This window comes from Arthrobacter sp. ISL-48, assembly GCF_018613805.1.
GTDB lineage: Bacteria > Actinomycetota > Actinomycetes > Actinomycetales > Micrococcaceae > Arthrobacter.
Map to the genome: position 1 here is coordinate 1 of NZ_JAGGPL010000032.1, position 14,733 is coordinate 14,733.

The 14,733-nt window shown below is 64.1% G+C and carries 12 protein-coding genes and 1 pseudogene; 6 read left to right on the forward strand and 7 right to left on the reverse strand.

Annotated features, from left to right (window positions below):
• The first annotated feature begins 295 nt into the window (after positions 1-295).
• The 3 genes from J7E83_RS20605 to J7E83_RS20615 all read left to right on the forward strand — a co-directional run bounded on the left by J7E83_RS20605 (position 296) and on the right by J7E83_RS20615 (position 3,094).
• Positions 296-727: a LexA family transcriptional regulator gene (locus J7E83_RS20605; protein ID WP_214965973.1), complete on the forward strand. Its 432-nt coding sequence runs from the start codon at positions 296-298 to the stop codon at positions 725-727.
• Positions 728-737: 10 nt separating this feature from the next.
• On the forward strand, positions 738-1,988 hold the full coding sequence (locus J7E83_RS20610) for a Y-family DNA polymerase (RefSeq protein ID WP_251044263.1): 1,251 nt from the start codon (positions 738-740) through the stop codon (positions 1,986-1,988).
• A gap of 227 nt (positions 1,989-2,215) precedes the next feature.
• Entirely contained in the window at positions 2,216-3,094 is an 879-nt protein-coding gene (locus J7E83_RS20615; RefSeq protein WP_214965977.1) for a pentapeptide repeat-containing protein, read from the forward strand.
• A gap of 84 nt (positions 3,095-3,178) precedes the next feature.
• Here J7E83_RS20615 and J7E83_RS20620 read toward each other — a convergent pair whose 3' ends face one another.
• From J7E83_RS20620 to J7E83_RS20635, 4 genes are all read right to left on the reverse strand, one after another.
• Positions 3,179-3,589: a DUF6855 family protein gene (locus J7E83_RS20620; RefSeq protein ID WP_214965979.1), complete on the reverse strand. Its 411-nt coding sequence runs from the start codon at positions 3,587-3,589 to the stop codon at positions 3,179-3,181.
• Positions 3,590-3,711: 122 nt separating this feature from the next.
• The gene (locus tag J7E83_RS20625) at positions 3,712-4,377 is read right to left on the reverse strand and encodes a hypothetical protein (RefSeq protein WP_214965981.1); all 666 of its coding nucleotides are present in this window, start codon (positions 4,375-4,377) and stop codon (positions 3,712-3,714) included.
• A 73-nt stretch (positions 4,378-4,450) separates the two neighbouring features.
• Positions 4,451-5,152: a class F sortase gene (locus tag J7E83_RS20630; protein ID WP_214965983.1), complete on the reverse strand. Its 702-nt coding sequence runs from the start codon at positions 5,150-5,152 to the stop codon at positions 4,451-4,453.
• 24 nt (positions 5,153-5,176) lie between these two features.
• A complete protein-coding gene (locus J7E83_RS20635) occupies positions 5,177-5,950 on the reverse strand; it encodes a CHRD domain-containing protein (protein WP_214965985.1) in 774 nt (257 codons plus the stop codon).
• A 691-nt stretch (positions 5,951-6,641) separates the two neighbouring features.
• On the opposite strand from J7E83_RS20635, the gene J7E83_RS20640 reads away from it, so the two are divergent.
• On the forward strand, positions 6,642-9,095 hold the full coding sequence (locus J7E83_RS20640) for a hypothetical protein (protein WP_214965987.1): 2,454 nt from the start codon (positions 6,642-6,644) through the stop codon (positions 9,093-9,095).
• A gap of 389 nt (positions 9,096-9,484) precedes the next feature.
• On the opposite strand, the gene J7E83_RS20645 is transcribed toward J7E83_RS20640, so the two are convergent.
• Positions 9,485-10,795: a glycoside hydrolase family 27 protein gene (locus tag J7E83_RS20645; RefSeq protein WP_214965989.1), complete on the reverse strand. Its 1,311-nt coding sequence runs from the start codon at positions 10,793-10,795 to the stop codon at positions 9,485-9,487.
• Positions 10,796-10,946: 151 nt separating this feature from the next.
• Between J7E83_RS20645 and J7E83_RS20650 the strand changes: the two genes are divergently transcribed.
• Positions 10,947-12,203: a D-arabinono-1,4-lactone oxidase gene (locus J7E83_RS20650; RefSeq protein WP_214965991.1), complete on the forward strand. Its 1,257-nt coding sequence runs from the start codon at positions 10,947-10,949 to the stop codon at positions 12,201-12,203.
• A gap of 25 nt (positions 12,204-12,228) precedes the next feature.
• On the opposite strand, the gene J7E83_RS20655 is transcribed toward J7E83_RS20650, so the two are convergent.
• On the reverse strand, positions 12,229-13,944 hold the full coding sequence (locus J7E83_RS20655; protein WP_214965993.1) for a 5-oxoprolinase/urea amidolyase family protein: 1,716 nt from the start codon (positions 13,942-13,944) through the stop codon (positions 12,229-12,231).
• 38 nt (positions 13,945-13,982) lie between these two features.
• Positions 13,983-14,204: pseudogene (locus J7E83_RS20660) on the reverse strand (LamB/YcsF family protein); the annotation flags it as partial.
• Between the two features lie 142 nt (positions 14,205-14,346).
• Between J7E83_RS20660 and J7E83_RS20665 the strand changes: the two are divergent.
• Entirely contained in the window at positions 14,347-14,682 is a 336-nt protein-coding gene (locus J7E83_RS20665; RefSeq protein WP_214965995.1) for a hypothetical protein, read from the forward strand.
• Positions 14,683-14,733: the final 51 nt, after the last annotated feature.

Genomic DNA, 14,733 nt, shown 5'->3' on the forward strand with positions numbered 1-14,733 from the left:
CACTGCCTCTTCCTCGTCAAGGAACGACACTCCGGGCGTGAGGAACAACGATGCCGCCCCTACCAAGACAGTTTTAGACCTCAAAACCTTCCTCCTAATGCAGTATTCCTGCATTAAACGCAGGAATAGAGCGGGCCGTCAAGCGGGGTAAGGTCAACTGCAGGCCTCCCCAAGGATCATGAAGCCTTCTGCCCGCGCCGATCCTGCATCAAACGCAACATGGTGGAGAGGAGCCATTGTCGCAACCACGCTGTACACTCAAATTATCGAACATATATTCGAATAAAGGTGTGTTGTGGGCGTTGTAGTCGGTCCCCGTGTGATAGATGCGGGCCTCTCCTTGCGGCTGGTGCTGATCTCCCCCGTCGCGGTGGCCGCCGGCTATCCGTCGCCGGCCCAGGACTACTTTGACGGGCGAATCGACCTCAACGAGCACCTGATAAAGGACATCACCAGTACGTTTGTGGTGCGGGTGACCGGCGATTCGATGGAGCGGGCAGGGATCAGCGACGGCGACGAACTAATAGTTAACCGGGCGCTGGAGCCCAAGGACGGCTCCGTGGTGATCGCCGTTCTCGACGGCGAATTGACCGTTAAGCGGCTTCGCATCACCGCCACCGGCGTTGTCCTCCAAGCGGAGAATCCGAAATACCCTGACATCCGAGTGTCCGGCCTAAGCGAACTGACCATCTGGGGCGTGGCCACGCGGTGCCTGCACCATGTCTAGGCCGGCGCTCATGCGGCAGATGCAGGAAATCGCGCATGTGGACGTGAACTGCTTCTATGCCAGCGCAGAACGGGCCTTCGACCCCTCACTCGAAGGCAAACCCCTGATCGTGCTCTCCAACAACGACGGCTGCGCCGTCACCCGCTCCCCCGAGGCGAAGGCCCTGGGCATCGGAATCGGTGAACCCTGGTTCAAGATCGCACCACGCGCCAAGGAATGGGGACTGATCGCCAAATCCAGTAACTACGAGCTCTACGGGGACATCAGCGCCCGGGTGATGGAACTCCTGGGACGGTACTCGGCCTGGGTGGAGGTCTACAGCATCGATGAGGCATTCCTGGGCGTAAAAGGCTCGCCGGAGTCCCTGCTGCAACTGGGCAAAACCATAAAGGCCGCCACTGCCCGGCACGTGGGCGTTCCCGTGTGCGTCGGCATCGCCCGGACCAAAACCCTGGCAAAACTGGCCAACAAATGGGCCAAGCACAACCTCGCCTTCGGTGGCGTCTGCCGGTGGGACTCCGTCCCGGCCGCGCAGCGGGAAGCGCTGATGGCCAGGCTGTCCGTCGTCGAAATCTGGGGCATCGCAGGCAGGCTCACCAAGCGCCTGAACGCGATGGGCATCCAGTCCATCCTGGACCTTAGCAGGGCAGATCCTGTGAGGATCCGCGACAAGTTCTCGGTGGTGGTCATGCGGACCGTCCTGGAGCTGCGGGGAACACCCTGCATCCCCATGGAAGAAGAACGGGTGGGCCGGGACCAGCTGATCTTCTCGCGCTCCTTTTCGACGGCGGTCACCACCGCTGCCGACCTGCGCCAGGTCCTCAGTGTGTACGGCCAAATGGCCAGCGCCCGGCTGGCCAAGCACCACCTGCAGGCCAAAATCCTCACCGCTTTCGCTGGCACCTCCCACTACAACCCCAAGGACACCTCCTACCCATCGGTCTGCGTCAGGCTTCCCGCCCCCACCGCGGACCCCGTCCTCCTGACCAGGGCCGCCCACGCCCTGTTGCCTTCCATCCAGGAGGGCGTCAAGTACGCCCGGGCGGGCATCATGGTCACCGACCTTCGCCCCAGTGGCAACCAGAAACCGCTGGAAATCTTCGAGAATGCGCACGAGGAACGGGGCATCGGCTCCCTGTTGGAGGACATCGCCCGTCGGTATGGCCGCGGCTCCATCGGGCTTGGCCACGCTGGCATCCGCGGGGGACCCTCCTGGACCATGAAACGGGACATGCAATCCCCGCGGTACACCACGCACTAGGACGAGCTTCCCTTGGTGAAAGCAGCCTGACAACGCGCCGCACCCGGAGTAGTCTGGACGGCAGTGATTCTTCAATTTTCTCTGTGACCCAGAGTTCCCGTAGCTTCAACAGCCCGCTCCCGCGGCGTTCCTGGCAGGAGTGCTGATTCCGCGTGCCCACAGAGGGGACTCGACCACGAGTTCCCCATCTCCCCGCACCCACACCGGAACCACCACTGGGAGAACCCATGAACATCACTTCGACGCCTCCGGCTACGCCAACCCCAAACCCACACCTGGGGCGGGACAGCCTGCGCCCGGACTGCAGCAACTGCTTTGCGCTGTGCTGCACCGCCTTCGGCTTCACCCGCTCCGCCGACTTCGCCATCGACAAACCCGCAGGCACACCCTGCCAGAACCTGGACAAGGACTTTTCCTGCACCATCCATGACCGGCTGCGGCCGCGCGGCTTTCGGGGCTGCACCGTCTTTGATTGCTTTGGAGCCGGCCAGGCCGTGTCCCAGCGCCTGTTTGACGGCATTAGCTGGCGCGAGAACCCCGGCTCGCAACATGACATGTTCACGGCCTTCAAGGTCCTTCGGCAACTGCACGAGATGCTCTGGCACCTCGCCGAGGCGCAGGTCAAAACGTACGACGCCGACTCCGCCCGTCAGGCGCAGGACCTGCGGGAAGTGATTGAATCCATTGCCGGAGGCAGCGTCCGGGCCGTCCTCACCTGCGACGTGGAACAGCTCCACGGCCAGGTCCGGGCTGCCCTCAGGGGCATCAGTGACGAAGTCCGTGCCGGCTACTTCGCCGGCGGCGGCGAACATCTCGACGCCGACTTCGCGCCCGGCGCTGACCTGATCGGCAGGAACCTCAGGGCCCGGAGCCTCTGCGGCGCCGATCTGCGCGGCGCCTGCCTGATCGCGGCGGACTTGCGGTTCAGTGACTTGGCCGGCGCGGATTTGCTAGGCACCGATCTGCGCGATGCAAGGCTCGACGGCGCGGACCTGGCTGCCGCACTGTTCCTCACCCAGCCGCAACTCAATTCAGCCCGGGGCAGCAGTGCCACGACCCTGCCGGAGTGGCTGTCAGCTCCGCCGCACTGGCTGGCTGCCCCCTGACGCTCTGACGGGCGGGGCACTGACGCTCTGACGGGCGGGGCCCATGGGCCCCGCCCGTCTGTCCCCTCCGTCAGTCCTTGTGCATCACTCTTTGGGGAGGGCCCGGACACTGTTGTTACGTTTTTCGTGGGTGAGTTCAGCAAGCCCCAGTTTTTCCAGGAGCGGCGGAAGGTACATGCCAAAGCGGCCGCGGTATCCCTTCCGCAACCCGTACCAGCCCGCCACGGGATTCGCAGCATCCCGGCCCCAGGCTTCCACGCTCCCCTCGGGCGCAGGCTTCAACTCATCCGCAGCTCCTAGCGGAACCCAATCCCCTTGCTGCAGCAGCCAGGCATGGAGATCCGCAACTGCCTGGAGATGGTATTTGAGCGTCGTGGATCCCACCTGACAGACCAGGGCGGGCGGATCGGCTTCAGGATCGCGGTACATGGTGTATTCGGACGACCCCGGTGCAGTGACCAGCTTCCAAGGGTCGGATTTTGTTCCGTCAGCCATGATCTTCCCTCTTCCTGATGCTCCCCACTGAGCGCCCTCCTAGCCTAGGGGAACGCTTCAGGCAGTACTAGGAGGTAGACGAGGCCTTAGGCCGCAATGCGTCCTGGGGTGTGGAACCGCGGTTAGTGGTGTTCCACCCAGCACGCCAGGATGGTGGTGGATAGCTGGTAGGCCAGCGCATTCCGGGTCACGGTGTCCGGCCCGATGGTTGCGGGGAGGTCTGAGGCGTCCACCTGCAGCACAAAGCTGTCCTTCTGGAACACTGCCGAGCCGTCCTCCGTCTCGTAGGCCGGGAACCCCAGGTTGGCCAGTCCTTGGATGGGTTTGGCGTCCTTGGCCAGTGCCTGCATGGCGTCGAAGTAGGTCAGCGCGCTGGCCTGGTCTGTGGCTTCCCTAACAGAAATGTCCAATGCCCCCTCGTTCAGGTGGTAGGTACACGTGAAGGTGCTGTCTGCCCAGCTGTTGACGGTGTGGGGGCGCTGTTCCAGGTGCAGGATGGAGCTGAGTCTCTCCATCGGTTGGTCCCCGCACACCATTTTCGCGGCGTCGCTGGGACCGTCGGGGGCGGGCCGGGAGGAGGCGGTGCCGCCGTCGTGATGGACGCCGGAATGACTGGGGCCCTGACTGGCCTGGGCGCCTTGGCTGCCCGGCTGCGGGCGGGCGGAAGTGGACGGAGCGTCCGACGACGGGCCGGTCACCGCGCCAGGAAATCCGGCCGCTGCGGCACAGCCGGAGAGCAGCAGGGAGCACAGTGCCAGGGACGCCAGCAGGGAAATGCGGTTTTTCATGGCTCTTCCGTCCTGGTCGCCTTCGATCGGGGTTCGGCGGCCGCTTGTCGGGCTGTGAGGTCAGGTTTGCTGGTCAGGCTTTGAGTTTGGCGTAGACCACGTAGTTATCGTCGAAGAGCCCGGTGGCGGGGTCGTAGCCGTCGCAGGTAATGAGCCGGAGTTCGGAGCCTGGAGTGTTTCCGTAGACTTCCAAGGTGGGAAAGCTGTCCTTGCCGTAGAGGGTGCCGCGCTCCACGGTGAACGTGGAGGTGCTGCCATCGGCGCGTCCTACGTTGATTTCGGCGCCGGGGGTGAGCTTGCGGAGGTCCGCGAAGACGCCCGTGTGTCCGCCGAGGGCATTCACATGGCCCAGTATGACGGAGGGGCCGCGTTCCCCAGGGGTCGGAGAGCCGTCGTACCAGCCGGCGGGGGCCCCGTTGCCGATGTCCTGCGGGACCTCCAGCGAGCCGTTCTCCCGCAGGCCGAGGTGCAGCAGTTCAGTGCGGACACCGATTGCGGGGATGACCAGTGTGGTCGGAACGGACGCCGGCATCACCGGGGGAAGCTGTTCGGTGGCGGGAACCGCGGGGGCTACTGGCGGCGCCGCAGGCGCAGTGGCCGGAACCGATGTGGAGGGGGCCGACGTGGAGGCAGCCGCCGAAGCAGAAGGCGGAGAGCCGGCGTCGGCCGTTCCAGTGCGTCCCGTGCCGCAGCCGGCCAGGGCGAGCAGGAGCAGAATCCCAGCCGCCGCCGAGGCCCCTAGACCTCTGCGGCGGCCGCAATTCCTGCTTATCACAGTGATGATCCAGCCAGCTCGTTATCAGGCAGCTGATCCGGAGCTGCGGCGGCGCACTGCATAGGCTCCGCCAGCGAGGGCGACGAGGACTAGACCGCCGCCGAGGGCGAGGGCTCCGGCGTCGGTTCCACCGGTTTCCTGGGCGATGCCTGTGTCAGCCCCACCCGCGGGCATCTTCATCTGCCCCGCTTTCAGCGTCCCGCACAGGGCCGGGGAAGTGGCGGCCAGCGGAAGTGTCGGTGCCAGGTCGGACTTGGCGGCCTGCCCTGCCGCGCTGAGCGTGGCGGGATCAAGGCCATGGACAACCACGACGGCCGTGCCCGCTTCCAGGGCTGCCTTGGTCTCGGCGTTCAGTTCGAACGTACGGTCAATCTTGTACGCCGCACCCTGCCCGCCGACCTTCAGGTCAAGGCCAGCCGCGGGGCTCGTATCGCCGCTGGTGGACAGGGTGGTGACGATGCTGCCATAGGAAGGTGCGCCCTCGGTGGTGGAGATCACCGCGTCACCGTCCTTGTCTGCAGAAGGGGCCGGGCAAACTCCCTTGGCTCCCCCGTGGATGTGCTGCACATGGGGATAAGGTGCGGCCATGAACGTCGCGGGCATGCCCGAGACGTTCAGAACGACATGGGCCTGGTTGCCCTTGACATCGACAGTGATCGTCCCTGAACCTGCGCTGCCGTTGAGCTGGGCCAGCGTGGACTGGTAGGACTGGTCCGCGGCCATGGCCGGGGAGCCGGAAAGCGCAAGTGCGCCCAAAGCGAGAGTAGGTACTGCCATAAAGCGGAGTGTCTTGTTCATGTGAAAATCTCCTCATACCCGTGCGTGTGACGTTGGCGCCCCAAGGGAAGGGACACAGGTACTTCGAAGCAGTCCGTCCAAGAGATGGGTCCAAATATGGCGGGGGTCGGCTTCCGTCATGAAGAGCCGACAATCCATGCCGTCACAGGCCCCCCAAGGCAAGGAAGGGCAAGGACTTTGCCTAGAAACTCGGCGGTCCTGTTTCCCATCCCTCAGCCGACACGGGCCATCAATTTGGACGGATGGGTTAGCCTGCTGCGGTCGAGCGCAACTAGCCCGGCAACCTCGAGCCCTCATGGCTCCGCCGCTGAACACTTTGAATGACAGCCCTTACGCGGTGCATGTTTGGAGTTGTCACCTCGGCCCGCGATCGACAACTTGTACTCCACTGCCGAGTTGACCGTCCAGGCACAGGTGTTCGTCACCAACTCCACTACCAGGGGTTCCCGTAATATCCGGCGAGAATCGTGAGAATACTACGAGACCCCCAGCAGGTAGGAACGTGAGGAAAAAAACAACAATTAGCTCGTGGCATTATGAGAAGTACAACAATAATTTGGGGGAATTTGTGACTGAACCGCAGCATCCGCAGGCCGTGTCATCCGGACCGACCAGCGTGGGGCCTGACAGCCTCACTACTGGCAGCGCAGGGAGAGGTGATCGTCCGGGACCTGGCTCGGGGGCTGCGTCAATGCCCGACATTCTGAAGTCCTTTGACTACAAAAGCCTGGTTCCTGGAGCCTTGGTCGCGCTCGTCTCTTACGTGGCGGTTCTCATCATCGCGGTCATCTTCTTAGTTCTGGGGTTGGTCGGTCTCAGCGCCAGTAACGGTGGCAGCGCGGAGGTACCGTCAAGTTCGGTGCTCCCAAGTGGCACCGTGCCGTCGCCGTGGTCCCTGGTGGGGCAGTTAGCCGTCCAGCTGGTCGTCATGAGCCAGTTTGGGGCACTTGGTTCCAGCATCGACGCGACCATTCCGTTTATAGGAAACGTGCACGGATCGGCCAGCGTATTCGCTGTTCCCTTGCTGCTGACGGCTGTGTCGATCGTGGTGCTGTTCTTGGGTGGGCGGTCCGCGGCGAAAAGAGTTGCAGGTCAACCAACGACCGGCATCTGGGTCGAGTCGTTAATCACGGGGCTGGTCTTTACCCTCTTGGTCAATATCAGCGGGGCGGTCTTTGGCATATCGATGCCCACACCCAGCGTAAAGATCAGCCCGATTGGGGCAGTGACCTTTGGTTCAGTCCTGGTTGCCCTGGCAATTGGGATGTTCGCGACTCTGGCAGGGCGATCATCAGTCAGGCCTCGTGCGGATGCCAGCGTTGGGGTCCGAGCGGCGGTTCGTCACTCCCTTGAAGCCGTGACCGTGCACTACGGCATTTTTCTATCCGTTGCCATCCCCGTTGTTGTTGTCATTCTGGGAATTAAGTCCGGCTGGCAGGCCACACTCTCAGCCCCCTTGTGGGCACCCACCGCGGGCTTCTTTCTCTTCGGACTGGCTCACCTCAGTGCTGTCAGCCGCACGTGGAATTTTGGCTCCTCAGTGTCTTCATCTTCGAATTCTTCAGGTTCAGACATCAGCTTTGGTTTCGGAAGTGCTCTGGCGCAATACGGCGTCCCGGGCTGGGCTGGCTGGTTGCTGCTGCTGTTGGCGCTGATTTCACTCCTGGTGACTTCCATCTTCTGGTACCTGCGCCGCGGACCGATAGTCGCAAACAAGATCACGGACTGGTTGGTGCTCCCCGCTGCATTTCCCGTTGCCGGCGCGCTGCTGACCTGGCTCAGCAGCGTTTCTGGAACTTTCGACGCCGGTTCATTGGCAACGGGCGCGGGAAGCGTGACGCTGGCATGGTGGACCCCGTTCTTCATGATCCTCTGGGGCGGCGCAACAGAGGCATCAGCACGCTATGCCGCACCTCATCTGAGCAGATACGTCCCCTTGGCCCTCGTTCAAAAGCTGGTCCCCACGCGGCCAGCTGCGACTGTGCCAGCTGTGATAGCGCCGGCCGCGCCTGACATTCATGAGGTTCCCGCCGAATCAGGAGAACCGGCGACAGGCCAAACTATTCCAACAGGGCATCCCGCTCCTGGAGATCACCCCGCGCTGGCGCCGAGGGAGCCGCTGTCCGGCCGCACGAAGCGCACCCTCGGACTTGTACTGGGAGGAGTCGGTCTCGTGGTTGTCTTGGTGGTGGGTGCAGCCACCACGGTCAATGTCATCAAGGGTGGCAAAGGGCCGGATAAACCCGTGAATGACTATCTTCAGGCGCTACAGAACGGTGAAGCGTCCAAAGCGATGGCCCTTTCCGATCCCGGCCTGGCCAACGATCAGAGGGCCCTGCTGACCGATCAGGTTTACGCCAAAGCCGGCAAGCGCATTGACGGCTTCGACATTGTTTCCACGACGGTCGCCGAGGACCACGCCACGGTGGTCGCGGAAATGCACCAGGATGGCCGCAAGCAGCAGACGACTTTCAACCTCCGCAGGGTGAACCCGGAACTCTTGGACGATCACTGGAAAATGGATTCGTCACCGCTCGGGGCACTGACAATCACTTCGGACACGCCGGTGCAGACCGTACTGGTCAACGGTCAGGAACTCAACGTCGGCCTTACCGGCAGCCGCACTGGCTCTGGCGGCGCGAATTTCCCGGCGTTACCTGGGGAGTACACGGTGGAATTGCCTTCGTCGGAAAAGTACCTGACAGCACCGAAGTCAACCACGCTGGTAGCCATCGGCGCTCAAGCCCCGCCCACCGCCAGCCTCAAGGTGGACGCCACTGAGGCTCTCAAGACTGAAGCCCTGGCACAGGTCGACGCCCATCTCGCTGAATGCATCAAGTCCACCGATGCACGGCCAGCCAATTGCCCGTTCAGTAGCTACGTTTCGTCAAGCTATTCAAGAAACTTCCACTGGTCCCTCACCACGAAGCCCACGTTCAGCCTGAGCAAGGATCCCTACGGCTCTTCCGCCTGGCGTATTCGTACGGAAACTCCGGGGAAAGCCACAGCCAGCTACGAAAGGGACAGCTCATACGGTTTCGGCACGCCTGATTGGAAGCCGACAACAGACACAACCTCAGTCTCCCTGAGCGCCAGCGTCACCCTGGAGGACGGCAAAGTGAAGCTGACCTACAGCAACTATTAGGGCGCGATATCCGCCCGATTTTCGGCGACTACTACGACGACCCCACCACCGAGCGATATCTCATCCGGCACCTTGAGCACCTTTCCGATCTCAAGACCAAGAGGACCCTGACGGGCGTTCGGCCGGTGTCGCTCCACGGGTGAGAGATTACTTTCGGATGGCCAGCGGCCGGCGTCACTCCCAGCGTTCAGAGCGAGTTGCCAGGCACTTCGCACTGACAGTGTCCGACCCGCGGGAGCCCTCGGCGGTAATGGGCGGCATCGGCTTCCTTGATAACCGCCGACCGCCGGCCCTTTGGGCAGATCGCGTGGCTTGTCCCTGGCCAATCCATCGGCCAGAAACTCCGGACTAAAATCAAACCTGAAGCCTAAACTCAGGTCAGAGCACCGCTAAAGGGAGAACCGGAAGAGCTGGGCACTGTGGCCGGGCAGCTTCACGTCCAGGGCTTGCAGGCCATTCCTCAGCCCGATCATGGCATCGTTGCCGCTCCAGGCCTCACGCGCCCGCCAGGAAGGTCCACCCGCAGGCTCGCTCCGATGGGCGGCACTGGACCCCAGGCCGAGATCGCCCAACGGAAGCGTCCGGACCAAGTCAGCCGCCCCGGTGTTGAACACCGCCACGAAACGGTCCTCCGACGTCGTGCTTTCCGCTGCCCACAGCACCAAGTCCCCTTCGCGCAGAAGCTCACGGTTTTTCCGGCTTGCGTTCAATACGTCAAGGACATCGCGGTTTGTCAGGAGTGGCAGCGTTTCCGGTGGCGACGACGGCAGGTCGCAGCCCAGCATCAGGGGCGACCGCGAAACGCACCAAAGGGTCAGCATCGTCCGTTGTTCGTCCATGGTCAGCCGGCTCAGCCGCTCACCGCCGCGTTCGGCCCTCAGTGCAATCCGGCCCACCGGAAGCATGTCCGCGTCCGCCCAGGCAGCGGCCTGCTGGTGCGGCGCCCAGCGGGCCATCCGCGCGAACTGCGCCTCCACGTCCTCCCATGCATCCCAAAGGTCGTCGGAAACCCGCCACATCTGGGCGTTGTCGCGTAGGTGTTCCAGATGCGCAAGGGAGAGCGCGCGTCCCGGCGACAGGCTCAGCACCATCTCGCGGCCGGAGTTGGAGATGGCCTGCTGGTAGGCAGCGATCTCGTCCTCGAAGTAAGGTCCCAGCATGTCGTCGGCCTTGACGAAGTCCACTCCCCATTCCGCAAAGAGCCGCAGCTGCGAGTCGTAATAGGCCTGGGCGCCGGGGTGCTGGTGGTCCAGGCCGAAGTTGTCGGTATTCCAATCGCAGACGGACGACTGGTCGGCGATCTGGTCTGCGGTAAAGCCGGTGCCTTCCACCGGCAGCCTGTCCCGCACCGCCTGACGAGGAATGCCGCGCATAATATGCAGCCCGAACTTGAGCCCGAGGGCGTGTACCCTGTCTGCGAGGTTTTTGAAGCCCGCACCGCCCGCGGCCGAGGGGAACCGGTTTACTGCAGGCAGTTGGCGCCCGAAGGCGTCCAGCTCCAGGGCTGCACCGTCGTTGTACCCGCCGGCACGGGCCGCAGGTTCGTACCACTGGATGTCCACCACCACTGTGTCCCAGCCGTAAGGCAGCAAGTGTTCCGCCATGAAAGAAGCGTTGGCCAGCACCTCCTCCTCCGTGACCGTGGTGCCGTAGCAGTCCCAGCTGTTCCAGCCCATGGGCGGTGTCATCGCGAGTGTCATCGGGCTAATTTACAACGATATAGATCTTAGGGCCAGCCCTCCCACTCAACCCGAAGAAGCGCCTGACCGTAAGCTGGAACCGCCTTGACACCGCGATTTGTTACCGCTCACGGTTGAGGGAACGAACCCACACCACCGGAAGGTCGATTTAATGCAGAACTGGGCAGGAAACCTCGAATACTCCTCCGCCGAGGTCCGCCGTCCGGGCTCTGTGGATGAGCTGGCCGGGATTGTTGCCGGGGCCGGCCGTGTCAAGGCTCTGGGTTCCCGGCATTCCTTCAACCGCGTGGGCGATACCGACGGCGTCCACGTCCTCCTCGACGGCCTGCCCCAGGAGATCGAACTGGATTCGGAGCGGCAGACCGTCAGGGTGAGCGGCGGCATCAGCTACGGTGCGCTGTGCCGCACGCTGGAACAATCCGGCGTCGCAATCCACAACTTGGCCTCGCTGCCGCACATCTCTGTGGCGGGAGCCATCCAGACCGGTACCCACGGCTCGGGAGTGAACAATTCCTCGCTGGCCGGCGCCGTCGAACGCATTGATCTGGTCCGCCCCTCAGGGGAGCAAGTGTCCCTGTCCCGCGACGACGGCGACCAGTTTCTGGGCAGCGTGGTGGGCCTTGGGGCCCTGGGCATCGTGACCGGCCTGGAACTGTCCGTCCAGCCGAGCTTCAGGATGCGGCAGCGTGTCCTGGAAAACCTCCCGTGGGAGAGTGCCCTGGAGAATTTCACTCCCGTCGTGTCAGCGGCATACAGCGTGAGCCTCTTCACCGATTACGCCGGGGACACCATCAGCCAGGTCTGGCTGAAGGCGCTTGATTCCGAACCGGCGCTCACCGACCTTTTCGGCGCCACTCCGGCTGTCGAAGCGCGGCACCCACTCCCCGGAATGTCAGCGGAAAACTGCACGCCGCAGCTGGACGAACCCGGGCTATGGCTGGACCGCCTGCCGCATTTCCGGCACGAATTCACTCCCAGCAACGGCGAGGAACTGCAGAGCGAATTCATCCTGCCGCTGGAGTACGCCCCCGCAGCCCTGCAGGCGGTCCGCAGCCTGGCCGATAAAGTCGCGCCGCTGCTGTTGGTCTCCGAGATCCGCACAGGGGCGGCGGACGAGTTCTGGCTGAGCCCCTTCTACCGTCAGCGGAGCGTGGCGCTGCACTTCACGTGGAAGCCATTGCAGGCCGAAGTGGAGGCTGTCCTCCCGGAAATTGAAGACCTGCTGCGCCCCTTCGGCGCGCGGCCGCACTGGGGCAAGCTCTTCACGCCTGCCAGCCACGACTGGGAATCGCTCTACCCCCGGTTCGCCGACTTCCGCTCCCTGGCGTCGGCTCATGATCCGGACGGTAAATTCCGCAACGGCCTGCTGGACAGCATCCTGGGTGTTCCTGCCGCGAGCGCACGCTGACACCCATGGAATTCTTGTCCACTGCTCACTTCGTCTGGGGGATGTCGGGGAAAGAAGCGGGATGGCTGGCTGGCGGCACGTAGCCGGAGGCCCAACGGAACCGGAGGTGTCCGCCGATGGGAACCTGGGCTGCGACATCCAGCTGATGGTCTGCTACCACCGCGATCACGGGGTAGCCGCCGGTGATCGGGTGATCGGCAAGGAACAGCACCGGGAGGCCGTCCGGTGGGATCTGGAGGGCGCCCGCCACCGTTCCCTCACTGGGCAGCTCGCCGGCGCGGCTGCGCCGGAGCGGCTCGCCCGCAAGCCGCATTCCCACGCGGTTGGAGCGCGGCGTCACCTCCCAGTCCTGGCTGCAGAGTGATACCAGGGCGCCAGCGTCGAACCAGTCGTCGCGCGGGCCGGGCACGATGTCCAGCACGGTGACGCCGGCGTCCGGGAATTCAGGCTGCAGCTCCGGATCGCCCACCACATTCGAGGCAGTGGTCCTGCCCGCGGCGAGCACTTGTCCGGCCGCCAGCGGTGCAGGGCCGATGCCGGACATCGTGTCCGTGGAACGGCTACCCAGCACGCTTTCAACCTCCACCCCGCCGCGGACGGCGAGGTAACTCCGGAACCCGCGCTCCGGTACCGCAAGCGTCAGGATCTCACCGTCCAACAGGGCAAACGCCGCGGCCATGGGCACCGTGCGCACCTGCTCGTCTTCGGAGTCATCGCCGCCGGTGTCAGCCGGCGCCACGATTCTCCGCGTCGTTACTGTCAGTGCCGACGGCGCGCCGGAAACGGCAAGCACCTGGTCGCCCACGGCCTGCACCTGCAGCCCACCGGCCACGCTCTCGACGACGGCGGCAGACGGCTGATTTCCCACAACCCGGTTGGCGCGCCTGAGGGAAGCGCGGTCCAGGGCACCGGAGGCGGAAACTCCAAGCCCCGCATGCCCCGGCCGCCCCAGGTCCTGGACCAGGCTCTGCAGTCCCGGCGACAGAACACGGAGTCCGGACTGGACGGCGGACTGCACACCGGGCTCCATCCGGGACTCCAGCATGTCCTGCTCCGCGGCCAGAGCCTGCGACGCGGGAACCGCAACCTCAACGGACTCCCGCACGGCCTGGAACTGCACGCGGTCCCCGGGCACGGCAAGGGCAGGCTGCTTCCGGCCCAGGTCCCACATGCGGGCCGCGGTGCGGCCGATCAACTGCCAGCCGCCGGGAGACTTCCGTGGGTACACCGCCGAGTAGGTGCCGGCCAAGGCCACGGCGCCGGCAGGAACAGCGGTCCGGGGCGAGTTTCGGCGCGGGACATGCAGCAGCTCGTTCTCCCCCACCATGTAGCCAAATCCCGGTGCGAAGCCGGCAAATGCCACCGTCCAGACCTGGCCGGAATGGGCAGCTATGACGCCATCCGTTCCGAGGCCGGTGAGCCTCCCCACCTTGGCGAGGTCCTCGCCGTCGTACACGGTCTCGATGACCACCAGCTTGCCTTCCGCATGGGCCTGGACGGTCAGGTCCATGCCCAGCAGGAGGCCGGGCATCCGCCGGGCCGCGGCCGGCGAGTCCGCCTTGACCATTACTGTTTCGGCGGCAGCCAGGACGTCCACCTGCCCGGGCAGCGGCTGCTCCAGCAGGAGGGCCTGCAACGCCATCACATCGTGGAGCCCGGAGAGCTCGGCGAGTACCGCCGTCGTGCCCACCGGCCTCACGGCGAGCACTTTGGCTGCCGTGGGTATGCGAAATGTATCCATGGAATTTAAGCCGCGCCGCTCAGGCGTGGCTCTCCTGGCCGGCCGAAGCCGGCCAGATCCCGGTAGCCTACGTGAGCGCAGACAACAACGTTGGCCGCGGCGGCAGCGCGGCAGGTCCTGCGGATCACGCTGGGGTCGCCGGCGTGGAAGCCGCAGGCAATGTTGGCGCTTCTGACGGACCGGAACATGGCCGCGTCGTCGCCAAACGTCCAGCGTCCGAACGATTCGCCGACGTCACTGTTCAGGTCGATGGTTGGCATGTGTGATCCTCATCTCATTGACGTGCTCTATGAAGGATGCACCAAAAATCATGATTGTTCAACAATCCTTCAACTCAACGATGTGGGCGAACTGTCATTCTCGCGAAACGGCCGACGCTTACTCAGCCGTTAGGGTGGAAGGATGAACCGCCATCTTGCCGCCCTGCCTGCTGTCCCCCTGATGCTCCTTCTGGCCGCTTGTGGTTCGGTCCAGGAATCCGCCCAAACGGCGGCGAGTGACGCTGCCACCAAGGTTGCCAGCTCCGCCGCTAATCAAGTGAAGAGCCAGGTGTGCACCATCGTCCAGGACGGACTGGTGAGTGTTCAGGAAAAGGCGCTGCTGGGCGGACTGGTTTCCGCGTCGAAGACAGCCGGTGTCCCCGCTGAAATCACGACGCCGCTGGACCAGATCGCCGAGTCCGCGGACCAGGCGCCGACAGAGTCCGTAACGGCACTGAGGGAAGCCTGCTCGCAGTAGGAATCGCGGCCGGGCCAGCTCATAGCGGGACTAGTTGTACTGCCCAGGGAC